21 protein-coding genes are annotated in these 25,758 nt (G+C 70.8%); 7 read left to right on the forward strand and 14 right to left on the reverse strand.

The window, feature by feature from the left end; all coding sequences use genetic code 11:
* Positions 1-53: 53 nt before the first annotated feature.
* Complete coding sequence (gene efeU / locus FS769_RS01320) at positions 54-1,070, reverse strand: iron uptake transporter permease EfeU (protein ID WP_144828378.1); 1,017 nt, start codon at positions 1,068-1,070, stop codon at positions 54-56.
* Between the two features lie 190 nt (positions 1,071-1,260).
* Here efeU and FS769_RS01325 point away from each other — a divergent pair, with 190 nt between their 5' ends.
* The gene (locus FS769_RS01325; protein ID WP_144828381.1) at positions 1,261-2,277 is read left to right on the forward strand and encodes an isopenicillin N synthase family oxygenase; all 1,017 of its coding nucleotides are present in this window, start codon (positions 1,261-1,263) and stop codon (positions 2,275-2,277) included.
* Between the two features lie 324 nt (positions 2,278-2,601).
* Here FS769_RS01325 and rpsO read toward each other — a convergent pair whose 3' ends face one another.
* Complete coding sequence (rpsO, locus tag FS769_RS01330) at positions 2,602-2,871, reverse strand: 30S ribosomal protein S15 (protein WP_013583433.1); 270 nt, start codon at positions 2,869-2,871, stop codon at positions 2,602-2,604.
* A 238-nt stretch (positions 2,872-3,109) separates the two neighbouring features.
* On the opposite strand from rpsO, the gene FS769_RS01335 reads away from it, so the two are divergent.
* The 3 genes from FS769_RS01335 to FS769_RS01345 all read left to right on the forward strand — a co-directional run bounded on the left by FS769_RS01335 (position 3,110) and on the right by FS769_RS01345 (position 5,648).
* Complete coding sequence (locus tag FS769_RS01335) at positions 3,110-3,331, forward strand: DUF167 domain-containing protein (RefSeq protein WP_144828384.1); 222 nt, start codon at positions 3,110-3,112, stop codon at positions 3,329-3,331.
* Entirely contained in the window at positions 3,328-4,632 is a 1,305-nt protein-coding gene (locus FS769_RS01340) for an MFS transporter (protein WP_144828387.1), read from the forward strand. The genes FS769_RS01335 and FS769_RS01340 overlap by 4 nt, the downstream gene beginning before the upstream one ends.
* Positions 4,633-4,730: 98 nt before the next feature.
* Positions 4,731-5,648 carry a DMT family transporter gene (locus FS769_RS01345; RefSeq protein WP_144828389.1) on the forward strand — a complete coding sequence of 306 codons (918 nt, stop codon included), beginning with the start codon at positions 4,731-4,733 and terminating at the stop codon, positions 5,646-5,648.
* 102 nt (positions 5,649-5,750) lie between these two features.
* Here FS769_RS01345 and FS769_RS01350 read toward each other — a convergent pair whose 3' ends face one another.
* The 3 genes from FS769_RS01350 to FS769_RS01360 all read right to left on the reverse strand — a co-directional run bounded on the left by FS769_RS01350 (position 5,751) and on the right by FS769_RS01360 (position 8,165).
* Positions 5,751-6,311, reverse strand: coding sequence for a YceI family protein (locus FS769_RS01350; RefSeq protein ID WP_144828392.1), 561 nt, complete (start codon positions 6,309-6,311; stop codon positions 5,751-5,753).
* 150 nt (positions 6,312-6,461) lie between these two features.
* Entirely contained in the window at positions 6,462-6,827 is a 366-nt protein-coding gene (locus FS769_RS01355; protein ID WP_013583439.1) for an FKBP-type peptidyl-prolyl cis-trans isomerase, read from the reverse strand.
* Between the two features lie 177 nt (positions 6,828-7,004).
* On the reverse strand, positions 7,005-8,165 hold the full coding sequence (locus FS769_RS01360; protein ID WP_144828395.1) for a PrsW family intramembrane metalloprotease: 1,161 nt from the start codon (positions 8,163-8,165) through the stop codon (positions 7,005-7,007).
* Positions 8,166-8,248: 83 nt separating this feature from the next.
* On the opposite strand from FS769_RS01360, the gene FS769_RS01365 reads away from it, so the two are divergent.
* Positions 8,249-9,115 (forward strand): fumarylacetoacetate hydrolase family protein, encoded by an 867-nt coding sequence (locus FS769_RS01365; RefSeq protein WP_144828397.1) that lies wholly within the window; start codon positions 8,249-8,251, stop codon positions 9,113-9,115.
* 112 nt (positions 9,116-9,227) lie between these two features.
* On the opposite strand, the gene FS769_RS01370 is transcribed toward FS769_RS01365, so the two are convergent.
* From FS769_RS01370 to FS769_RS01385, 4 genes are all read right to left on the reverse strand, one after another.
* Entirely contained in the window at positions 9,228-10,694 is a 1,467-nt protein-coding gene (locus FS769_RS01370; protein WP_144828400.1) for an aspartate ammonia-lyase, read from the reverse strand.
* A gap of 125 nt (positions 10,695-10,819) precedes the next feature.
* Positions 10,820-11,719 (reverse strand): phosphodiesterase, encoded by a 900-nt coding sequence (locus FS769_RS01375; protein ID WP_144828403.1) that lies wholly within the window; start codon positions 11,717-11,719, stop codon positions 10,820-10,822.
* A 51-nt stretch (positions 11,720-11,770) separates the two neighbouring features.
* Complete coding sequence (locus FS769_RS01380; RefSeq protein WP_144828406.1) at positions 11,771-12,100, reverse strand: peptidase; 330 nt, start codon at positions 12,098-12,100, stop codon at positions 11,771-11,773.
* Positions 12,100-13,317 carry an inorganic phosphate transporter gene (locus tag FS769_RS01385; protein ID WP_144828408.1) on the reverse strand — a complete coding sequence of 406 codons (1,218 nt, stop codon included), beginning with the start codon at positions 13,315-13,317 and terminating at the stop codon, positions 12,100-12,102. Before FS769_RS01385 ends, FS769_RS01380 begins: the two co-directional genes overlap by 1 nt.
* A gap of 271 nt (positions 13,318-13,588) precedes the next feature.
* Between FS769_RS01385 and FS769_RS01390 the strand changes: the two genes are divergently transcribed.
* A complete protein-coding gene (locus FS769_RS01390) occupies positions 13,589-15,703 on the forward strand; it encodes a S9 family peptidase (RefSeq protein ID WP_144828411.1) in 2,115 nt (704 codons plus the stop codon).
* A gap of 195 nt (positions 15,704-15,898) precedes the next feature.
* On the opposite strand, the gene FS769_RS01395 is transcribed toward FS769_RS01390, so the two are convergent.
* The 5 genes from FS769_RS01395 to FS769_RS01415 all read right to left on the reverse strand — a co-directional run bounded on the left by FS769_RS01395 (position 15,899) and on the right by FS769_RS01415 (position 24,233).
* Entirely contained in the window at positions 15,899-16,348 is a 450-nt protein-coding gene (locus tag FS769_RS01395) for a hypothetical protein (protein ID WP_144828414.1), read from the reverse strand.
* A gap of 989 nt (positions 16,349-17,337) precedes the next feature.
* Entirely contained in the window at positions 17,338-18,366 is a 1,029-nt protein-coding gene (locus FS769_RS01400) for a 6-phosphofructokinase (protein WP_144828417.1), read from the reverse strand.
* Positions 18,367-18,736: 370 nt separating this feature from the next.
* Complete coding sequence (locus FS769_RS01405; RefSeq protein WP_144828420.1) at positions 18,737-20,896, reverse strand: DEAD/DEAH box helicase; 2,160 nt, start codon at positions 20,894-20,896, stop codon at positions 18,737-18,739.
* A 198-nt stretch (positions 20,897-21,094) separates the two neighbouring features.
* A complete protein-coding gene (locus tag FS769_RS16710; protein WP_186325377.1) occupies positions 21,095-21,739 on the reverse strand; it encodes a hypothetical protein in 645 nt (214 codons plus the stop codon).
* A gap of 55 nt (positions 21,740-21,794) precedes the next feature.
* On the reverse strand, positions 21,795-24,233 hold the full coding sequence (locus tag FS769_RS01415) for a cation-translocating P-type ATPase (RefSeq protein ID WP_144828422.1): 2,439 nt from the start codon (positions 24,231-24,233) through the stop codon (positions 21,795-21,797).
* A gap of 139 nt (positions 24,234-24,372) precedes the next feature.
* Between FS769_RS01415 and FS769_RS01420 the strand changes: the two genes are divergently transcribed.
* Complete coding sequence (locus tag FS769_RS01420; RefSeq protein ID WP_144828425.1) at positions 24,373-25,740, forward strand: MFS transporter; 1,368 nt, start codon at positions 24,373-24,375, stop codon at positions 25,738-25,740.
* The last annotated feature ends 18 nt before the right edge of the window (positions 25,741-25,758 follow it).

Below are 25,758 nucleotides of genomic sequence, written 5' to 3' on the forward strand. Positions count from 1 at the left end.
TCCGTTCGGATGTGGGGCGGATGCCGCGGCGCCCAGCGCACGCGGAAGAGGGGTCAGGACGTGGCGGGGGTCGCGGTCGAGGTGGTCCGCGCGACAGGGGTGGTCGGCGAGGCCGGGGCGGGCGAGGGTGCGGCCGCGGGGGCGGCCGGGACCGACGCGGCTGCAGCGGCCTGCGCGGCGCGCGGCCGACGGTTGCCGCGGACGCCGCGGATGAACAACGGCACGACCACGGCGATGTAGACCACCCACGCGATCACCTGCAGCCACGTCATCTTCGGCATGAAGCCGACGGTGGCCTGCAGCAGCGCGGCGAGCGCGCTGTCGGGCGCGATCACGGCGGAGACGTCGAAGGCCCAGCCGAAGGGCAGACCCGCCCAGCCGATCGCGACGAGTCCGGTCGCGGGATCGACGGGAGCGCCGGCCCCGAACGGACCGGGCAGGGCACCGGCCTCCTGCAGGTCGTGGAAGGCGTAGGCCAACACGCCCGCGGCCACGACGACGAGGAAGCCCCCACTCCAGGTGAAGAAGCGGCCGAGGTTGAGGCGCAGCATGCCGCGCGCGATGAACCATCCGAGCACCGCGGCGACGCCGAGGCCGATGACGGCGCCGATCAACGCGATCGCCTGGTCCTGGAACGACTGCACCATGGCCCACAGGAACAGCGTCGTCTCGACGCCTTCGCGGGCGACCGAGACGAACCCGATCGCGACGAGCGCCCAGACGCCCCCGCGCAGCGCCTTGTCGACGCCGCCTTCGAGGCCCGACTTCATCGTGCGGCCGGCCTTCTGCATCCAGAAGATCATCCAGGTGACCATCGCCACCGCGAGCAGCGACAGTCCGCCGCCGAGCAGCTCCTGCGCCTCGAAGGTGAGCATGTAGGCGCTGAAGGTGAACGCGGCGCCGATGGCGAGCGCGAGCGCGATCGCCAGGCCCACTCCGGTCCACAGCTTCGGCAGCGCGTCGCGCCGGCCGACGCGCGTGAGGTAGGCCACGAGGATGCCGACGACGAGCGCGGCCTCGAGGCCTTCGCGGAGGCCGATGAGGAAGGTGGCGAAGAAGCTGGCAAGCACGGGCGGGTGTTCCGACTTTCGTGAGAGGACGGGGCCGCGACGGTGCGGATCAGGTAAGGACAGCCTCACCTGACTGTGACAGATTACGCACATTCGTCGATTCGCGCACCTCGAAGTCGCCCTCAGAACCTCCGAAGTAACCCGCGGCAACATTCGCGCGCGTCATCTCGCACCGATCTAGCCTCTAGCCATGTCCGAGCTGAATCTCCCCGTCCTCGACCTCTCGCTCCTCGATCAGGGGCCGGATGCCGCCGCCCGGTTCCGCGACGAGCTGCGCGCCGCGACGCACGACGTCGGATTCTTCTACCTCACCGGCACGGGCGTGAGCCCCGCCCTCGAGGAGCGCCTGCTGCAGGCCGCGAAGGACTTCTTCGCCCTGCCCGAGGCCGAGAAGCTGTCGATCGAGAACGTCACGAGCCCGCACTTCCGCGGCTACACCCGCGTCGGCGGCGAGCTGACGCAGGGCCGCGTCGACTGGCGCGAGCAGATCGACATCGGCCCCGAGCGCGAGCCCGTGACCGACCCCGACGGCCCCGGCTACAACCGTCTCGTCGGACCCAACCTCTGGCCCGCCGCTCAGCCCGAGCTGCAGGAGGTCGTGGCCGAGTGGCACGATCACCTCACCGGCATCGCCCGTAAGCTCCTGCGCGCCTGGGCCCTCGCGCTCGGCGCCGAGGAGCAGTACTTCGACCGCCACTTCGGCGACCCGCAGACCCTCATCAAGATCGTCCGCTACCCCGGCAAGGACGACCCGACTCCCCAGCAAGGGGTCGGCGCCCACAAGGACTCGGGCGTGCTCACCCTGCTGTGGGTCGAGCCCGGAAAGGGCGGCCTGCAGGTCGAGCGCGACGGCGAGTGGGTCGACGCTCCCCCGGTCTCAGGGGCCTTCGTCGTCAACATCGGCGAACTGCTCGAGTACGCCACGCAGGGCTACCTCACGGCGACCAACCACCGGGTGATCTCGCCGCGCTTCCCCGACGAGCGCATCTCGGTGCCGTTCTTCTTCAACCCGGCCCTCGACGCGCGCCTGCCGATCATCGAGCTTCCCGCCGAGCTCGCCGCCGATGCCCGCGGCGTCTCGCAGGACCCGTCGAACCCCATCCACGCGACCTACGGCGAGAACGCGCTCAAGTCACGGCTGCGCGCCCACCCCGACGTGGCCGAGCGCTGGCACCCCGACCTGGTCGCCGCCCGCGCGGCATCCTGAACCCTGTTTGCAATCCAGGTGGCTGAGCCTGTCGAAGTCACCGGTCCTTTCGCGACCGAGGTGGCTGAGCCTGTCGACGCCACCCACCCCTTCGCGACGGAGGTGGCTGAGCCTGTCGAAGTCACCGGTCCCTTCGCGACCCAGGTGGCTGAGCCTGTCGAAGCCACCGGCCCCTGCGCGACCCAGGTGGCTGAGCCTGTCGAAGCCGCCGGCCCCGTCAACAGGCTCAGCGACCTCTCTCCCCGCATCCGGGAATGACGAAGGCCGCCCCACACCGTGGGGCGGCCTTCCAAGAATGTTTTGCGCGATAGAACGCTGGTGCGATTAGCGACGCAGACCGAGACGCTCGATGAGCGAGCGGTAACGGTTGATGTCGACATCCTGCAGGTAACCCAGCAGGCGACGGCGCTGACCGACGAGCAGGAAGAGTCCACGGCGCGAGTGGTGGTCATGCTTGTGGATCTTGAGGTGCTCGGTGAGGTCCTTGATGCGCTGCGTCATCATCGCGACCTGCACCTCGGGGGATCCGGTGTCACCGGGGTGCGTCGCGTACTCTTCGATGATCGCCTTCTTGACGTCTGCTTCGAGTGCCATAGATGGGATCCCCTTCCTTCTCATTGCGCGGCGCCCGTCACACGATGTGCGAGCTCTCTTTATCCGCGGCCGATCGAACGGCAACCGCATGAGTCTACCAGCATCCGGATGCCGGGACCGCACCGGTCGGCGACGCTCGAGCCCGGCCCCGCAGCGTGCTCTTCGAGGGGATCCGGATGCCGCGAATCCGACGCCGCACGCGACCGACGGTGTCTGAGGCCTGGCGTAACCTCGATCCGTGCAGCTCACCGTCCGCGTCAAACCCGGAAGCCGGCGCGGCCCCCTCGTGGAAGACACCGCCGACGGGCTCGTGATCCACGTCCGCGAGCGCGCGGTCGACGGCGCGGCCAACAACGGCGTCGTGAGGGCCCTCGCCGCCCACTTCGCGGTGGCCCCGCGCGACGTCGAGATCGTGCGCGGCCACTCCGCGCGCATCAAGCGGATCGAGGTCGACGCATGAGCGTGCGCCAGAGCGCCTTCATCGACATCCGCCCCCTGACAACTTCTCCCGCGTTCGCGCGCCTGTGGGTCGGGTCGACGCTCGCCGGCCTCGGCGGTCAGCTCACGGTCGTCGCCGTCATGCTGCACGTGTTCGAGCTCACCCAGAGCACCCTCGCCGTGTCGATGATCGCCGTGGCGGGGCTGCTGCCCATGATCGTCGCGGGCCTGTACGGCGGGATGCTCGCCGACGCGTTCGATCGACGCACCGTGGCGCTGCTCGCGGCCGTGGTCACCTTCGTCTCGACGGCGTTGCTGGCGGTGCTCGCGTGGACCGGCCTCGAGACCGTGGCGTGGCTGTTCGTGCTGAGCGTGGTGAACTCCGCGGCGAACTCGATCGTCATGGCGACCAAGTCGGCGATCACCCCGCGCCTGATCTCGCGCGACCTGCTGCCCGCGGCCGCGGCGCTGCAGGGCGTGACGGTGGGGATCATGGTCATGGCGGGCCCGGCCCTCGCCGGCGTCCTGGTCGCGTTCGCGGGGTACGCGTGGACCTACTCGCTCGACGTGCTGCTCATGACGTCGCTGTTCCTCGGGCTGTGGTCGCTTCCCAAGCTCCGCCCCGAGGGCGAGATCGTGCGGCCCGGTCTCGAGTCGCTCCGCGACGGCATGCGCTTCCTGCGCCGCGCGCCGAACATCCGCCTGCAGTACGTGCTCGACATCATCGCGATGACCTTCGGCCAGCCCGTGGCGCTGTTCCCGGCGATCGGCGCGGTCCTCCTCGGCGGTGGGGCGATCACCACGGGTGTCCTCACCGCGGCGGTCGCGGCAGGGGCGTTCTTTTCGAGCCTGTTCTCGGGCCCGATCGGTCGCGTGCGTCGCCAGGGGCTCGGCATCGAACGCGCGATCCAGGTGTACGGGCTGTCGATCGCCGCGTTCGGCGTCGTGCTCCTGGCCGCGACCCTGGGCTGGGCGCGCCCCGCCGACACCGGCGAAGAGAACGGGGCGGTGCTGCTGATCGTGCTCGCGGCGCTCGTGCTCGCGGTCTCGGGAGCGGCCGACAACGTCAGCGCGATCTATCGATCGACCATGATGCAGGCGGCGGTCCCGGATGCCATGCGGGGGCGCCTGCAAGGCATCTTCGTCGTCGTGGTCGCGGGCGGCCCCCGCATCGGAGCCCTCTACGCCGGCACGCTGGCGACGCTGACGGCACTATGGGTTCCGCCCCTGTTCGGCGGGATCGTCATCCTCGGTCTCGTCGGCACGCTGGTGCGGTTCACGCCGCGGTTCCGCGCGTACGACGCGCTCGACCCTCAGCCCTGACGCGCCGCGCGACACGCGCCTGCCGATCGTCGGCGGATTTCGGCCGTCGCAGCCGACCGGCCCGCGCGATGTCGGTGGTCGGCCGTAGTGTCGGCTCCGTGGCATCCACCCCCGCTCCCTCCCCCGTCTCGATCACCGTGCAGTTCGTGCTCACGGGCATCGTGTGGGGGTCGAGCTTCCTCTTCATCGCCGTCGCGCTCACCGGCATGACCCCGGCGCAGGTCGCGGGCGGCCGACTGCTGTTCGGAGCCCTCGCCCTCGCGGCGATCGTGGCGATCCGACGCGAGCGACTCCCCCGCACCCTGCGCGTCTGGGCGCACCTGTGCGTCTTGTCGGTGTCGTTCTGCGTCGTACCGTTCCTGCTGTTCGCGTGGGCCGAGCAGCACGTGTCGTCGGGCCTGGCGAGCATCTTCAACGCCACCACGCCGATCATGACGGCGGTGATGGCCTGGGCGGTGTTCCGCGTCGAGAAGCTCCGCGTCGGTCAGCTCGTCGGCATCGGCGTCGGCATCGCGGGCGTGGCGATCATCATCGCCCCCGGGGCCGTCGGCGAGGTCGGCGACAGCACCATCGCCCAGCTCGCGCTGCTCGGCGCGACCGCCTGCTACGGCTTCAGCCTCGCCTACATGCGGCGCTTCCTCGGCGACAGCGGCCTCTCGGGCGTGGCCTTCGCCTTCGGCTACATCGGCCCCGCCGCCGCCCTCATGGTGCTGCTGTCGCCGTTCATCCTGGCCGAGCCGCCACGCCTCGACCTGCCCGTCGTGGCGAGCATCGTCGCCCTCGGCGTGCTCGGCACCGGCGTCGCCTACGTCTGGAACCAGAACACGCTGCGCGCCTGGGGTCCCACGCGTGCGTCGACCGTCACCTACATCACGCCCGTCGTCGGCGTCGCCCTGGGCATCGTCGTGCTGGGCGAGACCATCAGCTGGAACGAACCGGTCGGCGCCGCCGTCGTCTTCCTCGGCATCCTGTTGGTGCAGCAGCGGATCCGACTCCCCCGCCGAGCGCACGCCTGACGCATCGCCCCGAAAACACGACAGTCCCGGATGCCATGGCATCCGGGACCGCACGGAAACGACGAGGGCCCGGATGCCGCGGCATCCGGACCCTCGTGAAGATCACGCCTGGAGCGAGAGCTGCAGGTCGAGCTCGATGGTGACGTCCTTGCCGACGAGAACGCCGCCCTTCTCGAGGGCCGCGTTCCAGGTGAGGCCGAAGTCCTCGCGGTTGATGACCGTCTTGGCGGTCGCGCCGGCCTTGTAGTTGCCCCACGGGTCGGTGCCGAAGCCACCGAAGTCGAGCGAGAAGGTGGCGGGCTTGGTGACGCCGCGGATGGTCAGGTCGCCGTCGACGAGGAAGTCGCCGTCTTCGAGGCGAACGCCGGTGGAGCGGAAGTCCATCGTCGGGTAGGTCTCGATGTCGAAGAACTCGGCCGAACGGAGGTGCTGGTCGCGACCCTCGTCCTTGGTGTCGACCGAGGTGACGTCGACCGACGCCTCGACGGTGGCCTCGAGGGGGTTCTCGGGGGCGACGATGGTGGCGCTCTTGACGCCGAAGGTGCCGCGCACCTTCGAGATCATCATGTGGCGCACCGAGAAGGTGACCTCGCTGTGGCTCGGGTCGAGGACCCAGGTGCCGGTCTTGTAGCCGGGGATGTCGAGGGCGGTGGTGTCGGTCATGTCACTCCTTGAGATCTGGGGAGCCGTTTCGGCGTCCTGACGAGGGCCAACTCCCATTCACACGAATGTATTCCACGATCGTGGAAAATGACGAACCCGAGAAGGCCGCAGCCCCCTCGGGTTCGTGAACGTCCGGTGACGAACGGAAGGTCAGCCGACCTTGAGCAGGTCGATGATGAAGATGAGGGTCTTGCCGCCGAGGAAGTGTCCTCCGGCCGGACCGTAGGCGAGGTGCGGCGGGATGACCAGCTCACGGCGTCCGCCGACCTTCATACCCGGGATGCCGTCCTGCCAGCCCTGGATCAGTCCGCGCAGGGGGAACTGGATGCTCTCGCCACGGCCCCACGACGAGTCGAACTCTTCGCCCGACTCGTACTCGACACCGGCGTAGTGCACGGTGACGGTGTCACCGGGCTTGGCCTCGTCGCCGTCGCCGACGATGATGTCGCGGATGACGAGGTCGGAGGGGGCGGGGCCGCTGGGAGCGTCGAACTCCGGCTTGGTGCGATCAGTCATGCATCCATCCAAGCACGCCGAACCGATCGGCGAAGCCCCTGGACAAAGACTCAGCGCCCGGTGCCGCGGCGATGCCTGCGTGTCTCCCGGGCGCTGAGTTGGCCTGACACGATGGTGCTCCCGACCTCGGACGGTGTCAAGACCCCCGGCGGGTGACATCGGCCACGTCGGTCGGCGTCAGCGCGAGAGCAGGGTCGCACGCGCCGCCGTGGTGCGCTCGAGAAGATAGCGTTCGGCCGCGGTCGCGTGCGGGTCTCGACCCGAGATCGCCCGTTGGCGAGCGGCGGCGAGCGCCGTGGCATCCGCGATGAACGACTTCATCACCGGCGACCGGTCGCCCGGCAGCGTGCGCGCCCACGCGAGCGCCGACCTGCGCCCCGGACCGGTCGCGAGCATGTCGACCTCTTGGGGGGTGAACCACCCAGCGGCTGCGTATTCGCCGAGGCGGGCGCGGGTGAGTCGCGACTCCTCCCGGCGCAGCGCCAGGACGCCCAGGATGAACAGCACGAACAGCGGCACCTGCAGGGCGGCGTAGATCTCGAAGAAGTCGAAGAAGGTGGCCGAGCCGTTCCACAGGGCGTGCAGCACGATCGCCCCGATCAGACCCGGGATGCCGTAGCCCAGCGCCGCGCCGGTGCGCAGCCCGCGGCGCGCGGCGAGTCCGAACGCGAATCCGGTCAGGCTGGTGAACATGACGTGCGCGAACGGCGAGAGCACCGCGCGCAGGAAGAACGTCGTGGCGACCTGCCCGGGCCCGCCCTCGAGGTAGCTGATGGCGAAGTACTGCACGTTCTCGGTGAGCGCGAAGCCCGCACCGATCAGCGCGCCGTAGACGATGCCGTCGACGGGTCCGTCGAACGCGCGGCGCGCGAACGCGAAGATGAGCAGCACGCCCAGGCCCTTCGCGACCTCCTCGACGATCGGAGCCTGCACGACGGCGCTGAACGCCTCGGGCAGTCGGCCCACCAGGAGCGTGATCACGAGGTCGACGCCGAGGGCGATGGTGACGGCGGCGATCGCCCCCCAGGCCACCGCGAAGACGAGCAGGCGCCGCGGTTCGGGCTCCCACCGGTCGATGTAGCGCACGGCGAACCACACGATCACGAACGGGATCGCTGCCAGGATCAACCCGATGAAGGTCGCGGCGGTGCCGAGGAAGCCGGTGAAGTACCGCACCAGGAGCGCCAGCAGGGGCACGAGGAGCACCGCGACGATCCACAGCGCCACTCCCCCGCGTCGCGTGCGGGGCGGGGCGGCGGACACGGCGGGCTGCGGCGCGGTCGAGATGCGCGAAGCCTCCGCCGACCCGGGACGCGACAGCGGCGAGGGGGTGCTCATGCGCACAGCCTAGAGGCGGCCTCCGACAGGGCATCCGGGGCTTGCGGCCCTCGCCACCGCGCAAGGCCCGGTAGCGTGGAGGCATGCGCTTCGCCCACGTCCGTTCACAGGAAGGGGCGGAAGCCCCCCGTCTCGTCAGCGTCCACGGCGAGGAGTTCTCGTTCGTCGACGACTTCTTCGCGGGCGCCCCGAGCACTCTCGAGCAGCTCATCGCGGGAGGCGACGACTTGCTCGCGCGGGTGAAGGACGCCGCAGCGTCGGCTCCGCGGCATCCGCTGCAGGGGATCCGGTACGCCTCCGCCGTCCTCGCTCCGCCCTCGATCCTCGCCGTGGGGCTCAACTACGCCGCGCACTCCGGCGAGCTGGGGCTCAAGACCGACGCCGGTCCCACCGTCTTCGTGCTGTGGCCGAACTCCCTGACCGCGCACGGCGAGACCACCTCGTGGCCCCGCTCGCTCAGCGAGGCCGTCGACTACGAGGCCGAGCTGGGCGTCATCATCGGCCGACCGGGACGCGACATCCCCGAGGCCGAGGCGCTCGACCACGTCTGGGGCTACACCGTGGTCAACGACGTGACCGCGCGCAACATCCAGTTCTCCGAGGCCCAGTGGTCGCGTTGCAAGTCGTTCGACGGCTTCACCCCGACCGGACCGTTCGTCGTGACCGCCGACGAGATCCCCGACCCGCAGGACCTGCACATCTGGACCGTCGTCGACGGCCACACCGTGCAGGACGCCAGCACCGGCCAGATGGTGCGCTCGGTCGCCACGCTCATCAACAAGCTGTCGGAGTCGGTGACGCTGCTCCCCGGCACCCTCATCTCCACCGGCAGCCCGGGCGGCGCCGGCTACTCGCGCGATCCGCAGATCTTCCTGCGCGACCGCTCCACCGTGACCGTCGGGATCGACGGCATCGGCGAGCTGACCACGCACTGCCGCATCCTCGACTGACGCGGCATCCGGGGTCTGTTCCGGATGCCGGAGCCCCGGCGCCGCGCAGACGGCGACGCCGCACGACGAAGGGCGGGGACGATCACGCCCCGGCCCTTCGCGATGAGCGGGCTCAGTCCTCTTCGACGACGCTGTCGGCCGCACGGACGATCGGGATCGCCGCCGTCACGGCCTGCAGGCCCGACAGGCGCGCGGGCGAGATCTGCTTCATGACCTCGTCGCGGGTCATCAGCCCGGCCTCGACGACCAGGTCGGCGACGTTGCGGTGCGTCAGCAGCGCGGTCTTGGCGAGGGCCGCCGCGGCCGCGTAGCCGATGAACGGCGTCAGCGCCGTCACGACGCCGACCGACGAACCGACCATCGCGCCCAGACGCTCGCGGTTGGCGGTGATGCCGTCGACGCAGTTGACGCGGAGCGTCCACATGGCCTGGCGCATCCAGGTGATCGACTGGAAGATCGAGTGCGCGATGACCGGCTCGAACGCGTTGAGCTGGAGCTGGCCGCCCTCGACCGCCATGGTGACGGTCATGTCGGCGCCGACGACCGAGAACGCGACCTGGTTGACGACCTCGGGGATCACCGGGTTGACCTTGCCGGGCATGATGCTCGACCCGGCCTGACGCGGGGGCAGGTTGATCTCGCCGAGACCGGCCTGGGGGCCCGACGACAGCAGACGCAGGTCGTTGCAGATCTTCGACAGCTTGATGGCGTTGCGCTTGAGCGAGGCCGAGAACGACATGAAGGCGCCGGTGTCGCTCGTGGACTCGACGAGGTCGGTCGCCGTCTCGAGGTCGAGGCCGGTGATCGCGCGCAGGTGGCGCAGCACGGCACTGGCGTAGCCGGCGTGCGCGGTGATGCCGGTGCCGATGGCGGTCGCGCCCATGTTGATCTCGTAGAGCAGGTACGCATTCTCGGTGAGGCGGTTGTAGTCCTCGCCGAGGGTGGTCGCGAAGCCGTGGAACTCCTGGCCGAGGGTCATCGGCACGGCATCCTGCAACTGCGTGCGCCCGACCTTGAGCACGTCGTGGAACTCCTCCGACTTGCTCAGGAACGCCTGCCGCAGCAGCGCGAGCTCTTCGAGAAGGCTGCGCAGCGTCAGCGCGAGGCCGATCTTGATCGCCGTCGGGTACACGTCGTTGGTCGACTGGCTGCGGTTGGTGTCGTCGATGGGCGACAGGAAGGCGTAATCGCCCTTCTCACGACCTGCCATCTCGAGGGCGATGTTGGTGATGACCTCGTTGGCGTTCATGTTCGTCGACGTGCCGGCGCCGCCCTGGATGACGCCCACCGTGAACTCGTCGTGGAACTCCCCGTCGATCACGCGCTGCGCAGCGCGGTCGATGAGGTCGGCCTTCGCCTCGTCGAGCACGCCGATCTCGCGGTTGGCGCGAGCCGACGCCTGCTTCACCATCGCGAGGGCCCGCACGAGGTCGGGGTAGACCGAGATCGGTCGCTTCGCGATCGGGAAGTTCTCCTGCGCACGGGCGGTGTGGATGCCCCAGTACGCCTCGGAGGGGATGTCGAGCGAGCCGAGCGAATCGGTCTCGGTGCGGGTGCGCGTCATTGCGTCCAAAGCCATGTGGGAATCCTCGTGGGTGTCACGGCGAGCAGGGATGGTCCGAGCCTAACGACCCCGTGCGATGGGCTCGCTGGACACGGCGGCATGTGACGATATCGTCACCGTCCGTTGCGTCTATTGCACGCTCACCTCTTTCGCGAGAACGCCTCGAGCCGCTCCTGCGGGCTGAGGGCGGCCATGCGCTGCGTCCATTCCGGGGTGAAGAAACCGGAGGCCTCGTCGTCGACCACGGGCACGACGGCGTGGGTGACGGTGCCGTCCCACACGTGCACCAGGTGGAACGACCTGCCACCGTCCATGCCGTTCACCGCGTCGCCCGGTCGGGCCAGGTCCATCGTGTAGCAGGAGGCCGCCGCCACGCTCACGGGGACGCCGGCGAAGGTGCCCGACGTCGAGTAGTGCAGGTGACCGGCGAGGATCGCGCGCACGTCGCTGCCCGCGATGGCCGCCGCGAGACCCGGCTGGTCGCGCAGCTCGAGGATGTCGAAGAACGGGATGTGCGTCGGCAGCGGCGGATGGTGCAGCGCCAGGATCGTGCCGAGCGGCGCCGGGGTCGACAGCTCGGCGCGCAGCCACTCCAGCTGGGCGGCGTCGAGGTCGCCGTGGTGCCACCCGGGCACCGTGGAGTCGAGCGCGACGAGGCGGAGCCCCCCGAGGTCCCACACGCCGGTCACCGGCTCCTGCGTCGGCTCCCCGTCGAGGAGTCCCTCGCGCAGCGCCGGACGCTCGTCGTGGTTCCCCGCGACCCACACCACGGGAGCCCCGAGGCGTTCCGCCCACGGCTCGACCTCCGCGCGCAGCGCCCGATAGGCCTCGGGCTCGCCGAGGTCCGTCAGATCGCCGGTGAACACCACGGCATCCGGTCTCACCCCCGTCGCCTCGGCGGCCTCGAGCGTGCGCCGCAGGTGCCGCGCGGTGTCGTAGCGATCGCCGAGCAGCCGGTCGCCGGCGAGCAGATGCGTGTCGCTGAGGTGGAGGATCACGCGCGCCGCGGGCGCGTGCTGACCGAACTGCACGGATGCCATGAGCTCAGCCTAGGAGGGGCCTGCGACATCCGATGCAGCGGCGTCGACGGCTCAGTGGTTGAAGAGGATGAGCAGCAGCGCGCCCAGCACCGCCGCGGCGCACACCGCGAAGCACGCGTAGGCGGCCACGAGCGCCAGCCGCTTCTGGCCGTCGCTGAGCGGGTTCTTCTTGGCGGCCTTGGCCACCGCCTTCTCGGCGCGGCGCTTCTGCTTGTCGGAGATCACGGTGATGGCATCCGTGAACTCCGCCGGAGAGACCAGGGGCGGGCGCCCGCCGGTCACGAGCAGACGCAGACCCAGCGCGTAGAAGGTCACGACGATCGAGGCGCCCACGATGGCCGCGACGAAGACCTGGAGGAAGGCTTCCCAGTTGATCAGCATCAGGCGTCCTTTCCGGCCTTGTCGCGCTCGAGACGACGCTGGCGGCGCGTCGGGCCGGGCTTGCGGGGCACTTTGACGGCGGCGCCCGAGTCGGCGACCTCGCTCATCGCGTTGGCCGAGGTGACCGAGTCGCGACGCGAGCGCAGGAACAAGCCGAGCACGATGACGACCGCGATCACCGCGTCGACCGCGACGCCCCATCCACCCAGCCAGACGACGATCAGCGCAGCGGCGGCACCGACGGCACCGGCGGCGGGGAGCGTGAGCACCCAGCCGATCATGATGCGGCCGACGGTGTTCCACCGCACGGTCGATCCGCGGCGGCCCAGGCCCGATCCGATGACGGATCCGGATGCCACCTGCGTGGTCGACAGCGCGAAGCCGAGGGCACTGGAGGCGAGGATCGTCGCCGCGGTCGAGGTCTCGGCCGAGAAGCCCTGCGCCGGCTTGACGTCGGTCAGGCCCTTGCCGAGCGTGCGGATGATGCGCCAGCCGCCCATGTAGGTGCCGAGCGCGATGGTGATCGCGCACGCGAAGACGACCCAGATCTGCGGGTCGGGGTTCGCCGACGACTGCCAGCCGACCGTGATGAGCGCGAGGGTGATGACGCCCATGGTCTTCTGCGCGTCGTTCGTGCCGTGCGCCAGGGCGACCAGCGACGAGGTGAAGATCTGCCCCCAACGGAAGCCGTCCCGACCGTCCGCCTTCATGTCGTACCGCCGGGTGATGCCGTACGCGATCTTGGTGACGACGAACGCGATGATCCCGGCCGTGAGCGGCGCGATGAGCGCCGGGAGGATGACCTTGCTCAGCACCACGCCGGTGTCGATCGCCGAGGCGCCGACGCCCACGAGGGTCGCACCGATCAGGCCGCCGAAGAGGGCGTGCGACGAGCTCGACGGCAGGCCGAGCAGCCACGTGAGCATGTTCCACGTGATCGCGCCGATGAGGCCCGCGAAGATGATCGGCGGGAAGATGTCGGGACTGAGCTGGTCCTCGCGGATCATGCCGCCCGAGATGGTCTTGGCCACCTCGGTCGACAGGAACGCCCCGACCAGGTTCAGGCTGGCCGCCAGCAGGACCGCGACCTTCGGCTTCAGCGCACCGGTGGCGATGGGCGTGGCCATCGCGTTCGCGGTGTCGTGGAATCCGTTGGTGAAATCGAAGAACAGTGCCAGCGCGATGACCAGCACGATGATGAGGGCTGCGCTCTCCACCGTTCGCTTTCCGTGAGAAGGAAGAAGGGATGCCGACGGGATCGGCGCGACGAACGAAGAGTTCACCTGGAGTTCGACACCTGTTCATCGGTGTCGCCTCGTCATCATTTCATCGGTGGGGGCGGCGGTCAAACGCGCGCGGGCGGGGGCGGGCACCCGCCCGGGGCGTCGGCCCCCGCGGCGCGCGGACGGCCCACGACGGAAACGCCCGACACGGCGGCATCCGGTGCCGTCGGAGACCGATGTCGGAGGGGCGCACTACCGTGGAACGGTGACCGATCACGCCTCGCAGCCCACGCCTCCCGTCGCCGCCCGCCGCCCCGCGCTGCGCACGCACCACGGCGACACGTTCGACGACCCCTACGAGTGGTTGCGCGCCAAAGACGACGCCGAGGTCATCTCGCACCTCGAGGCCGAGAACGCCTACACCTCCGCGCGCACCGCGCACCTGGGGCCGCTGCGCGACGCCATCTTCGGCGAGATCAAGGGCCGCACGCTCGAGACCGACCTCTCTGTCCCCGCTCGTCGCGGCGACTGGTGGTACTACGGCCGCACCGTCGCGGGCGCGCAGTACGGCATCCAGTGCCGCGCCCCGCTCGACTCCCCCGACGACTGGACGCCGCCGACCCTGTCGCCCGACCGGCCCGTCCCGGGCGAGCAGGTGCTGTTCGACGGCAACGTCGAGGCTGAGGGCACCGAGTTCTTCTCGCTCGGCAGCTTCGAGATCTCGAACGACGGCACGCGCATGCTGTACGGCATCGACGTCGCCGGCGACGAGCGCTACACCGTGCGCGTGCGCGACCTGGTGACGGGCGAGACCCTGCCCGACGAGATCCCCGGTACGTTCTCGGGCGCAACCTTCTCGCCCGACGGCAGCTTCATCGTCTACACCACCGTCGACGACGCCTGGCGCCCCGACACCGTGTGGCTGCATGAGATCGGCACGGCGACGGATGCCGACGTGAAGCTCTTCCACGAGCCCGACGACCGGTACTGGGTCGGCGCCGACTTCACGCGCAGCGACCGCTACCTGATGATCGAGATGGGCTCGTCGATCACGAGCGAGGAGTGGATCCTCGACGCCGACGACCTCCGGGGCGAGCCCCGGGTGGTGTGGCCGCGGCGCGAGGGCGTCGAATACTCCTCCTCGCACGCCGTGGTAGACGGCGAAGACGTGCTCTACGTCCTGCACAACGACGGGGCGCTCGACTTCGAGCTCGTCAAGGTCTCGGCATCCGACCCCCAGGGTGCCCGCGAGACCGTGATCGCGCACCACCCCGGCCACCGGCTGCTGGGCGTCGACACCTTCCGCGACTGGGGCGTGGTCGGCTACCGCCGCGACGGCCTCGCCCGCCTGGGCATGCTGTCGTACGCCGACGGCGCCGTGACCGAGATCGCCTTCGACGAGCCGCTGTACAGCGTGGGCACGGGCGGCAATCCCGAGTACGCTCCCCCGGTCCTGCGTCTGGGCTACGGTTCGTTCGTCACCCCGGGCACCGTGTACGACTACGTCATCGAGACCGGCGAGCTGCTGCTGCGCAAGCGCCAGCCCGTGCTCGGGGGCTTCGACCCCGCCGACTACGGACAGGCGCGCGTGTGGGCGCCCGCCGACGACGGCACGCAGGTTCCGGTGTCGCTGGTGTGGAAGCGCTCGTTCGGCGAACCGGGCGACACCCCCCGGCCCGTGCACCTGTACGGCTACGGCTCGTACGAGCACTCGATCGAGCCCGGGTTCTCGGTCCCCCGCCTGTCGCTGCTCGACCGCGGTGTCGTCTTCGCCGTCGCGCACGTGCGCGGTGGCGGCGAGATGGGCCGGCAATGGTACGAAGACGGCAAGCTGCGTGCGAAGCGCAACACCTTCACCGACTTCGTCGCCGCGGGGCGTCACCTGGTCGACGCCGGCTACACGACGCCCGACCGCATCGTCGCCGAGGGCGGCAGCGCGGGCGGCCTGCTGATGGGCGCCGTCGCCAACCTCGCGCCCGAGCTGTTCGCCGGCATCCTGGCCGACGTGCCGTTCGTCGACGCCCTCACGACCATCCTCGACCCCTCGCTCCCGCTCACGGTGATCGAGTGGGACGAGTGGGGCGACCCCCTGCACGACGCCGACGTGTACGCCTACATGAAGTCGTACTCGCCGTACGAGAACGTGCGCGAGGGCGTCGAGTACCCCCGCATCCTCGCGGTCACCTCGCTCAACGACACCCGCGTGCTGTACGTCGAGCCCGCCAAGTGGGTGGCGCGCCTGCGCGAGGTCGGCGCCGACGCGATGCTCAAGTGCGAGATGGTCGCCGGCCACGGCGGCGTGAGCGGTCGCTACAACGCCTGGCGCGAGCGCGCCTTCGAGCTGGCATGGCTGCTCGACGTGCTGGGCCTCACCGACTGACCCGCGCCCTCCGCGCCGAACGCCCCGTCGCCTCGCGCGGCGGGGCGTTCGGCGTGCGGGGCTTTCGGTGCCGCCCCCGCAGTGACGCACGCCGCGATCAGCCTTGCGTTGACAACCCATGTCCCGATTTGTGCAGACCGTGTCCCACTTTTGGCTGTCTGCGCACGGCTCAGACAACCATTTTCGGGACATGGATCAACACACATGGGCTGAGAGCCCCGGCCTCCAACCGGCTCTGACGAGCGCATCGCGAGCGAGAGCGACGGCCGGAGCGCCTCCATCTCGAAGGTGATGTTTCAGCACGCGCACGTGATCCCATCCCGCCGCCCGGATGGCGGCCCACCGATCGGCATCCCGCGCGAACTGTCGCTCGTCCTCGGCGTGGACGCGTCCGTCGTATTCAACGGCGACCATCCATCGGGCAAAGGCGAGGTCGATCTCCGCGACGAACACGCCTCTCGAGTCGAAGATGTCGGCGTTGACCTCGGGCGTCGGGAGCCCGTTCCGGGCCAGCAGGAGGCGCAGACGTGTCTCTCTCGGCGACCGGACGCCGGGTCGGGCGAGGTCGACCGCCGTACGGAGAACACCGCCCCGAACGTCGCCCATCTCACTGACCTCAGACCTCAGCTGCTCTGCGTCGGCCATCGGCGGCCGCCCGCCCAGGAGCGCGTCGGCCGCAGCGACCAGGTCATCAAGGGGCCAGAGCCGCCCGCATTGTCTCCATGCCCGCACGGGGTCCTCGACCGGCAGGTCGAGTGGGCCCGCAGAGAACGCTGGTGCGCGCGCTTGCAGACGGTGGCCGATGACTCCTTGCGTCCGCGGCTCCCTCGCCGGCCGGTGTGCGGAAACATGGATCCGCGGCACGTACGGCCACTCCGGAGTGCATACTCCCCGCAGAGCAAGCGCCGTCTCGTGACTGAAGAACTGCCAGGGCATCAGGCGCGGCGCGTATGTGAGGCACTGCTCGATCAAAGACGAAGGCAGAGCGGTCGTCGACGACCGGATGCCATGGAATGGCGACGCCAAATCTGCGGCTCGCAGCCGAGCACGCGTCACTCCCAGCTCAGCGGCGGCGCCGACGGAGAAATGCTCGGGAAGCTGCCCGGGAAGAGGTCGAGGACGCGGCATCCCTCAGCTTCTCGCCTCCGCCGACCCCGTCCCCAGTTATCCACAGGGCGCCCGCCACGACAAGTCGCGCCGAGGTCGCCACCATGTCCCGATTTTGGCTGCCTGGAGGGCGCCTGGGCAGCCAAAAGTGGGACATGGACCGACACAAAGTGGGACAAGGTACCTGGCCCGCCCCACAGAAGGCCGCGCCCGCATGGCGGGTCGCCCCGGCGCGCGCAAGGCCGAGCTTCACCCAGCAGAACGCCCCGCCTGCATGGCAGGACGCCCCGGCGCGCGCAACGCCTGCCCCGCCCCGCAGAACGCCCACACCGCACAGCGCGACGCCCCGCCCCGCACACAGCGCGACACCCCCGCACACAGCACGACGCCCCGCCCCGCACACAGCGCGACGCCCCGCCCCGCACACAGCACGACGCCCCGCCCCGCACACAGCACGACGCCCCGCCCCGCACACAGCGCGACGCCCCGCCCCACACACAGCAGGACGGGGCGTCGACGCAGCAGGCTCAGCCGAACAGCGCGGCGGCCTCTTCGTAGCGGTACAGGGGCACGCTGTTGAGCTCGCCGAGGGCGTCGGCGAAGGGCACGCGCACGATGTCGGTGCCGCGCATGGCGACCATCTGGCCCCACGCGCCCTCGTGCAGCGCGTCGGCGGCGTGCAGGCCCAGGCGCGTCGCGAGCACGCGGTCGAAGCCCGAGGGCGAACCGCCGCGCTGGATGTGACCGAGCACGGTCGAGCGGGTCTCGATGCCGGTGAGACGCTCGATCTCGGGGGCGAGCTGCTCGCCGATACCGCCCAGGCGCGGGCGGTTGAAGGCGTCGAGACCCTTGTCGCTGAACGCCTCGTCCATGCCCTTGAGCTTGAAGCCCTCCGACACGACGACCAGGGGCGCGCGACCGCGGTCGTGCGCGCGCGTGACCTGCTCGGTGATCTCCTCGATCGACATCGGCACCTCGGGGATGCAGATGACGTGCGCACCCGCGGCGATACCGGCGTGCAGGGCGATCCAGCCGACGTGGCGGCCCATGACCTCGGCCACCATGCAGCGCTGGTGGGAGTCACCGGTGGTGCGCAGGCGGTCCATGGCATCCGTCGCGATGTTCACGGCGGTGTCGAACCCGAACGAGTAGTCGGTCGCCCGCAGGTCGTTGTCGATCGTCTTCGGCACGCCGAGCACGTTGATGCCGTCCTTCGACAGGCGATCGGCCGCGGCCAGGGTTCCTTCGCCACCGATGGCGAGGATGCCGTCGATCCGGTGACCGTACAGGGTCTTCGAGATGTTCTCGGCCCCGCCGCGCGCTCCCTCGTAGGGGTTGGTGCGGCTCGTGCCGAGGATGGTGCCGCCGACCTTGGACAGACCCTTCACCTCGTGGCGGGTGAGGGGGAAGAAGTCGCCGTCGACCACGCCGCGCCAGCCGTCGCGGATGCCGACGAACTCGATGTCGTAGTTGGTCGTGCCCTTGAGCACGACGCCACGGATCACCGCGTTGAGCCCGGGGCAGTCGCCGCCGCTGGTCAGGATGCCGATCTTCATGGGCAGAGTCCTCAAGTGCTGTGGTTCGGGTGGAGGTCGGCGCCGTTGCCGTCTTCGACCTTATCGCCGCGGGCGGGACGGCTGCCACACGGCGAAGAAGAGCGGGCGGATGCCGTGGCCCCGGCGCCCCGCGCACGCCGCACCACCGCCGTCGTGCGGACGCCACCCGCGACACGCCGTTCCTCGGGCGTCCGGCCCCGGCGGGTCGTCCCCGACGTCCGCACGACGGCACCAGGCACGACGGCCCGAGGCACGACGGCCCGAGCCAACGACGGCGCGAGCCACGAGGCCGCGAGGCACGACGGCACCCCGGCCGGAACGCACGAACGCCCCGGCGCCGAAGCGACCGGGGCGTTCGTGACGAACGGGATCAGGCCTTGCCGAGCGCCTGACGCAGCAGGTGCATGAGCGCCGACAGCTGCACCGAGTCGCTGGACCCGGGCTCGACCGCCAGCCCGTCGAGGGCGCGCTGGGCGAGGCCCTCCTTGGAGTCGATGAGCTCGGCGATCTTGGTGTCGATCGTGTGCGCGGCGATGATGCGCCACGCGGTCACGGGCTCGTCCTGGCCGATGCGGTGCACGCGGTCGATCGCCTGCGTCTGCTCGGCGGCCGTCCACGACAGCTCGGCGAGCACGACGTTCGACGCGGCCTGCATGTTGAGGCCGACGCCGGCGGCGGTGAGCGAACAGACGGCGATGCCCACGTCGGGGTCGCTGTTGAACGCGTCGATCGCGGCCTGGCGCGCGGTCGAGGTCTGCTCTCCGCGCACCGAGACGGCCTTCAGGCCCGAGGCCTTGAAGTGCGCCTCGGCGGCGTCCATGACGTCGATGTGCTTGGCGAAGAACACGACCTTGCCCACCGAGCGCTGCAGCTGCACGGCGTAGTCGGCCGCGAGGTGCGCCTTGGCCTGGCCGATGCGGCGCACCATCGTGAACACGTTCTCGCTGCCGGAGCCGGCGGCCTTGGACTCCTCGAGCTCGCCGTGGGCGACGAGACGCACGATGTCCTCGTCGATCTCGCCGCGGGCGAGACCGCGGTCTCCGCGCGCCTCGATGATGCGACGGTACTTCGCTGCGAGGCGGGCACCGAGCTCGCGCTCGGCCTGGCGGATGGAGCGGCCGTATTCGTCGTCGAGCTCGACGGGCAGGTCGGCGACCAGCTTGTCGGGCAGGTCGGCGGCGACGTCCTTCTTCTTGCGCCGCACGATGCCCATCGAGATGACGGCCTCACGCGCCTCGGGGTAGAACGACTTGTCGGCGGGGGTCAGGCCCGTGGCATCCAGCTTCTCCATGAGCTCGGGACCGGGCTTCTCGCCGTTGGTCCAGCCGAGGAAGCGCCAGATCGCGTCGAAGTCCTCGACGTCGTTGATCAGCGGGGTGCCCGTGAGCGCCAGCATGAGCGGGTCGCGGGTCTGCTGACGGACGCGGGATGCCAGAGCCAGCACGTTCTGCGAGCGCTGCGAGGTGAGGTTCTTGATGAAGTGCGCCTCGTCGACCACGACGCCCTTGAGGCCGATCGACGACAGCCACGACAGGTGCCGGTCGAGGATCTCGTAGTTGACGATGAAGACGTCGGCGAAGGCGTCGATGTCGGCGCCGCCGCCCGAGATGACGGTCGCCCGGCGCTGCGGCGTCCACCGCTGCACCTCGCGGGCCCAGTTCATCTTGACCACGTTGGGGACGACGACCAGCAGCGGGTAGGCATCGGCGACGGATGCCGCGAGCACCGACTCCGCGGTCTTGCCCAGGCCCGGCTCGTCGGCGAGCAGGAACGAGCGGTGCCCGAGGCGCACGGCCTCGAGGAAGCGCGACTGGTGCGGCATGACCTCGAGCCCGCGCGGCGAGAGCCGGTCGAACTCGGGGACGGGAGGCAGCTCCATGCTCGCGGCCGACCCGCCGGCGCCGGTCTCGAACGCCTTGTACAGCGGGCCCATGAGCTCCCAGCCGTCGAGGCGGCGGCGCGGCGCGTCACCGCTCGTGCGCGGGGTGAGGTCGGGGGCGAGGAAGGGGTTGGCCATCTGACGCGCCTCGATCGACGCGGGGATGACCTGCTTCTCGGCCAGCGCCGCCGGCACCACGGGGGTGATCTTGGGCGCGTTGTCGGTGATGATCAGCTCGTCCGGCGGCAGTTCGGCGCCGGATTCCAGCAGCCAGTCGCGGCGCATGCGACGAGCGACCGGCGAGGTGGCCGCGTCGACCTCGAGCAGCTGGATCAGCGAGGTGTCGCGCGCGGCGGTCTTGGCGAGGATCGTCGCGACCCCGTCGAGGCGCTTCAGCAGCTCGGCGCGGGCGGCGTCGGTGATCTCGGGGTCGGCCTTGACGCGTGCGCGCTCTTCGCGCACGAGGAAGGCGATCACCTGGAACTTGACGCGGTTGGTCGGCCCGAGCTTGCCGCGCTGAGCCTTCGCTTCGACCTCGCGCACCTTGCGGGCGAGGATCGGGATGACGGGGGCTTCGTCGTCTCGTCGGGATGACGTGGTCTTCCTGCGCCGCTGGCTCGAGCTACGGGCGGCGGTTGCCGTGGTCGGCATGCTCCTCCTGAGCGTTCGTCCGGAACCGGGTCCGGAACGTTCCGGCGCGAGGCCGGTGGATCAGTGACCCCGCAGATCGTCGCGGACGACGCACACGAAAAGGGGCGGGTCTGCGACCCGACCGCGGGTTTCAGCCGGAAGCGGCTCACACGGACACGGTGACGGGGTCGCGACCATTCTACCCGCTCGGCGAGCCGATCAGCGAGTCAGCGTGGCGAGAATGTCTTCGGTGTACCCGTCGGGGTTGACGTTGATCCACGAAGTGCTGATCCACAGGCCCGTCGACGGCGACACGGCCTGCGTCTCACCGCGCTCGTAGGGCTTGTCGTCGAGCGAGACCCCGCGCTGGTCGATGCGGCAGATCGTGGCGTCGCCGGAGCTCTCGCACCCGAAGCCCGCGTCGGTGAGGGCACCGGTCACGGTCGCCGCCTGCGCGGCGTCGATGACCGAGACGTTGGTCGCCATTCCGGTGTCGCCCGGGGCGCCCCACGTGCAGCGCAGGGTCGGCACCGCGGCGAGCAGTTCGAGCAGCGGCGCCTGATCCGTCGACAGCAGGGTGATGCCGGGGTCGTTCAGCGGCGGCACCTGGGCCTCGAGCGTGGAGCGCATCGTGGGCGAATAGATGTCGTCGCACGAGGCGGGAAGGGCCGTCGTCGGCGTCGCTGTCGGCGTCGGCGTGGGCGTGGGGGTCGACGAGGCGACGGGGGCCGGGGTCGTGGCATCCGCGCTCGGGGTCGACGTGCTCGCGGTGCCGGTCTCGGCCTCGGGCACGCACGCGGTCAGGGCGAGGGCGACGACGGCTGCTGCGGCGCCGAGGGCTCCGACGCGGGCGAGGGGGGACATGCAACCTCCAGGGATCGCCTCGACCCTAACCCGCGCCCGCGACGGCGCCCCGCTCTCACGCCGCGCGTCGCAGGCGCAGGCTGTTGAGCACGACGAACACGCTCGAGAACGCCATCGCCGCCCCCGCGAGCATGGGGTTCAGCAGTCCGAGCGCCGCCAGCGGCAGGGCCGCGACGTTGTAGGCGAAGGCCCAGAACAGGTTGCCGCGGATGATCCGCATCGTCCGGCGACTCAGCGACACGGCGGTGACGATGCCGCGCGGATCATCGCGCATGAGGGCGAGATCGCTGGCGTGCAGCGCGGCATCCGTCCCCCCGCCCATGGCGATCCCCAGATCGGCGGATGCCAGGGCGGCGGCGTCGTTGACCCCGTCGCCGACCATGGCCACGGTTCGCCCCTCTGCGCGCAGGGCCGCGATCTCGTCGACCTTTCCCTCGGGCAGCACGCCGGCGCGCACGCGCGAGATGCCGAGCTCGTCGGCGACCACGCGGGCGATGCGGGGGTTGTCGCCGGTGAGCAGCACCGGTTCGAGTCCGAGCGCGCGCAAGCTGTCGACCGCCGCACGACTCTCGGGCCGCACGGTGTCGGCGACCTCGATCACCGCGCGGGCGGTCGCGGTGCCGTCGGCGTCGGCCCAGCCGGCGACGATCACGGTGCCACGCTCCTCCCCCGCGGCCACGGCGTCCGCCAGCTCAGAGGGGAGCGCGGCGCCCAGGTCGGCGGCGAGCGACGGCCGCCCGGCGAAGACGCGCACGCCGTCGACCAGCCCGGTGATCCCGCGGCCGGGCAGGGCCTGAAGGCCGGTGGCGACCTCGCCGTCACCCGCGGCCTCGACGATCGCGTGGGCGACGGGGTGCTCCGACCCGCGCTCGAGGGCGGCGACGCGCTGCAGGGCGGCGGCGGCATCCTGCCCCTCGACGACGGTGACGGATGCCACGCTCATGCGCCCCGACGTGAGAGTGCCGGTCTTGTCGAGCACGATCGTGTCGATGCGTTCGGCCGACTCGAGTGCCGCCGGTCCCGTGACGAGGATGCCCAGCTGCGCCCCCCGACCGGTACCGACGAGGATCGCGATCGGGGTGGCGAGACCGAGCGCGCAGGGGCAGGCGATGATGAGCACCGCGACGGCCGCGGTGAACCCCGCAGCGACGGGTTGGCCTGCGACCAGCCACGCGACGAGGGTCAGCACCGCGAGAACGATCACGACGGGCACGAACACCCCCGAGATGCGGTCGGCGAGGCGCTGCACGCGGCTCTTGCCGAGCTGGGCGTCTTCGACCAGGCGCGCGATGCGGGCGAGGCGGGTCTGCTCCCCCACGCCGGTCGCGCGCACGACGAGACGGCCGCCCGAGGCGATCGTGCCGCCGGTGACGCTCGAGCCGGGCCCCGCGTCGACGGGCAGCGACTCGCCCGTCAGCATGCTCTCGTCGACCGCGGCGCGCCCCTCGAGCACTTCGCCGTCGGTGGCGATCGTGGCCCCCGGCCGTACGACGAACACATCGCCCACGGCGAGCGCGTCGACGTCGATGCGCCGACCGTCCGCCAGCTCGGCCTCGCGGGCGCCGAGGTCGAGCAGCGAGCGCAGGGCGGCCCCGGCCCGGCGGGTCGAGCGCTGCTCGATGACGCGGCCGAGCAGCAGGAACACCGTCACCGCGGCCGCGACCTCGAAGTAGATCACCGAGGTCGCGTCGTGCACCGGACCGAAGAGCATGACCTCGTGGCGGATGCCGATGACCCCGGCGGTGCCGAACACCAGCGCCCACACGCTCCACAGGTAGGCCGCGAAGGTGCCCAGGGTGATCAGCGTGTCCATGGTGGCCGCGCCGTGGCGGGCGTTGCGCAGGGTCGCGCGGTGGAACGGCCACCCGCCCCACAGCACGATCGGCGTCGCGAGCACGAGCGAGACCCACTGCCAGCCCGGGAATTGCCACGCGGGCACCATGCCGAGCGCGACGACGGGCACGGCGAGGGCGAGCGAGACCCACAGCCGCACGCGCAGCGGCGTGGAGCCGGGCGCGTCGGCGGTGTCGTGCACGTGCCCACCAGAGTGGTCGGTGGTGTCGTCGTGGGCGTCACCGTGCGCCGGGACCGCGGCATCCGGCGCCGGGTGCGGTTCGGCGTCGGGCGCCAAGGCCCGGCCGGTGACGGCGTCGATCGGGCCGCCGGGGGCCGGAACGGGTGCGAGCACCGGGTCAGCGGCATCCGGGATCACGGATGCCGACGCAGCCGCCGTCACCGCTCGCGGGGCGTTCCGCGTCCGGACGGTGGCGTCGTACCCGGCGGAGCGCACCGCGTCGACGAGTCTCGAGGTGTCGAGCGACGCGGGGTAGCGCACGCGCGCGGTCTCGGTCGCGAGGTTCACGGCCGCGTCGACGCCCTCGACGCGGCCCAGTCGCTTCTCGACGCGGGCGACGCAGCTCGCACAGGTCATGCCCTCGATGTCGAGCACGGCCTCGGCGGTGTCGTTCGCCGCGGCATCGGTGTTCTCGCCCATGGCTGCTCCTCCGGTCATGCCCTTCACAACAGCATACCCCCTAGGGGTATTTCCATCTCGGGGATCCGGATGCCGCGTCCTCCACCCCCGCGCCTGTCCACCCCGCGCGCGGGGGCGACGGCGGACGTACGCTGAGGCCATGGCCGAGACGATGACGCGAGAGCAGCGCGTCGTGCTCGCCATCGCCGTACTGGCGTCTTTCGTGTCGTTCCTCGACGGCACCGTCGTCAACGTGGCCCTTCCCGCGATCGCGCGCGACCTCGGCGGCGGACTCACCACCCAGCAGTGGGTCGTCGACGCGTACCTCGTGACGCTGGGCGCGTTCATCCTCGTCGCGGGTTCGCTGAGCGACGTGTTGGGCCGCGTCGTGGTGCTGCGCATCGGTCTCATCGGATTCGCCGTGACCTCGGTCGCGATCGCCGCCGCGCCCACCGCGGAGTTCCTCATCGTCGCGCGCGCCCTGCAAGGGGTCGCGGGGGCGCTGCTCGTCCCCAGCTCGCTCGCGCTGATCACCTCGACCTTCCGCGGACCCGCGCAGGCTCGCGCGATCGGCATCTGGACCGGCGCGACCACCGTCGCGATGATCGCCGGTCCCCTCATCGGCGGGATCTTCGTCGACACCCTCTCGTGGCGCCTCGTCTTCCTCGTCAACGTGCTGCCGATCGGGGTGACGATGTGGCTGCTCGCCCGCCTCGGCCACCGCGACCACCGCCGACCCGGTGCCCGCGTCGACGTCATCGGGGCGATCCTGTGCGCGGTGGGCCTCGGCGGCATCGTGTTCGCCCTCATCGAGCAGCCGAACCTCGGCTGGGGATCCCCCGTGATCTGGGCTCCGGGGATCATCGGCGCCCTCGCCTTCGCCGGATTCCTCTGGCGCCAGCGCGTCACGCCCGACCCGATGATGCCCCTCGACCTCTTCCGCTCGCGCAACTTCTGGGCGGGCAACCTCGTCACCGTCTTCGTCTACGCCGCGCTGTCGCTGAACGGCTTCGTCGTCGGCGTGTACCTGCAGCAGGGGGCCGGGCTGTCGGCCACCCTCGCGGGGCTCGCCTCGCTGCCCAGCACTCTGTTGATGATCGGGCTCAGCTCCCGCATGGGCGCGCTCGCCGGTCGGTTCGGCCCGCGCCTGTTCATGACCCTCGGCCCGCTCGTGATGGCCATGGGCGCCGTGCTCCTGCTGAACGTGCGCGCCGACTTCGACTACTGGACGCAGGTGCTGCCGGGCATCGTGGTGTTCGGCCTGGGCCTGACGGCCACCGTCTCGCCGCTCACCGCTGCCGTGCTCGGCGCCATCGAGACCGAACGGTCGGGCATCGCCTCCGCGGTCAACAACGCCGTCTCCCGCGTGGCGGGCCTGCTGGCCATTGCCGCGGTCTCGGCCGTGGTGGGCGGATCGCTCGACCTCGACGGCTTCCACCGGGCCGCGGTGTTCACCGCCGCGCTGATGGTGCTCGGCGGCGCGGCGGCGTTCTTCGGCATCCGGAATCATCTGTCGCGCCAGGACTGACGCGAGGCGCGGGGACTG

Source organism: Microbacterium sp. BH-3-3-3 (assembly GCF_007679045.1).
Classification (GTDB): Bacteria; Actinomycetota; Actinomycetes; order Actinomycetales; family Microbacteriaceae; genus Microbacterium; species Microbacterium algihabitans.

Coding starts and splice junctions, on each gene's coding strand:
- rpsO (WP_013583433.1), bottom strand. CDS start 2,871: ATGGCACTCGAAGCAGACGTCAAGAAGGCGATCATCGAAGAGTACGCG.
- FS769_RS01405 (WP_144828420.1), bottom strand. CDS start 20,896: ATGCCGACCACGGCAACCGCCGCCCGTAGCTCGAGCCAGCGGCGCAGG.
- FS769_RS01365 (WP_144828397.1), top strand. CDS start 8,249: ATGCGCTTCGCCCACGTCCGTTCACAGGAAGGGGCGGAAGCCCCCCGT.
- FS769_RS01325 (WP_144828381.1), top strand. CDS start 1,261: ATGTCCGAGCTGAATCTCCCCGTCCTCGACCTCTCGCTCCTCGATCAG.
- FS769_RS01395 (WP_144828414.1), bottom strand. CDS start 16,348: ATGGCCGACGCAGAGCAGCTGAGGTCTGAGGTCAGTGAGATGGGCGAC.
- FS769_RS01355 (WP_013583439.1), bottom strand. CDS start 6,827: ATGACTGATCGCACCAAGCCGGAGTTCGACGCTCCCAGCGGCCCCGCC.
- FS769_RS01375 (WP_144828403.1), bottom strand. CDS start 11,719: ATGGCATCCGTGCAGTTCGGTCAGCACGCGCCCGCGGCGCGCGTGATC.
- FS769_RS01350 (WP_144828392.1), bottom strand. CDS start 6,311: ATGACCGACACCACCGCCCTCGACATCCCCGGCTACAAGACCGGCACC.
- FS769_RS01380 (WP_144828406.1), bottom strand. CDS start 12,100: ATGCTGATCAACTGGGAAGCCTTCCTCCAGGTCTTCGTCGCGGCCATC.
- FS769_RS01370 (WP_144828400.1), bottom strand. CDS start 10,694: ATGGCTTTGGACGCAATGACGCGCACCCGCACCGAGACCGATTCGCTC.
- FS769_RS01400 (WP_144828417.1), bottom strand. CDS start 18,366: ATGAAGATCGGCATCCTGACCAGCGGCGGCGACTGCCCCGGGCTCAAC.
- FS769_RS01415 (WP_144828422.1), bottom strand. CDS start 24,233: ATGGGCGAGAACACCGATGCCGCGGCGAACGACACCGCCGAGGCCGTG.
- FS769_RS01360 (WP_144828395.1), bottom strand. CDS start 8,165: ATGAGCACCCCCTCGCCGCTGTCGCGTCCCGGGTCGGCGGAGGCTTCG.
- FS769_RS01340 (WP_144828387.1), top strand. CDS start 3,328: ATGAGCGTGCGCCAGAGCGCCTTCATCGACATCCGCCCCCTGACAACT.
- FS769_RS16710 (WP_186325377.1), bottom strand. CDS start 21,739: ATGTCCCCCCTCGCCCGCGTCGGAGCCCTCGGCGCCGCAGCAGCCGTC.
- FS769_RS01420 (WP_144828425.1), top strand. CDS start 24,373: ATGGCCGAGACGATGACGCGAGAGCAGCGCGTCGTGCTCGCCATCGCC.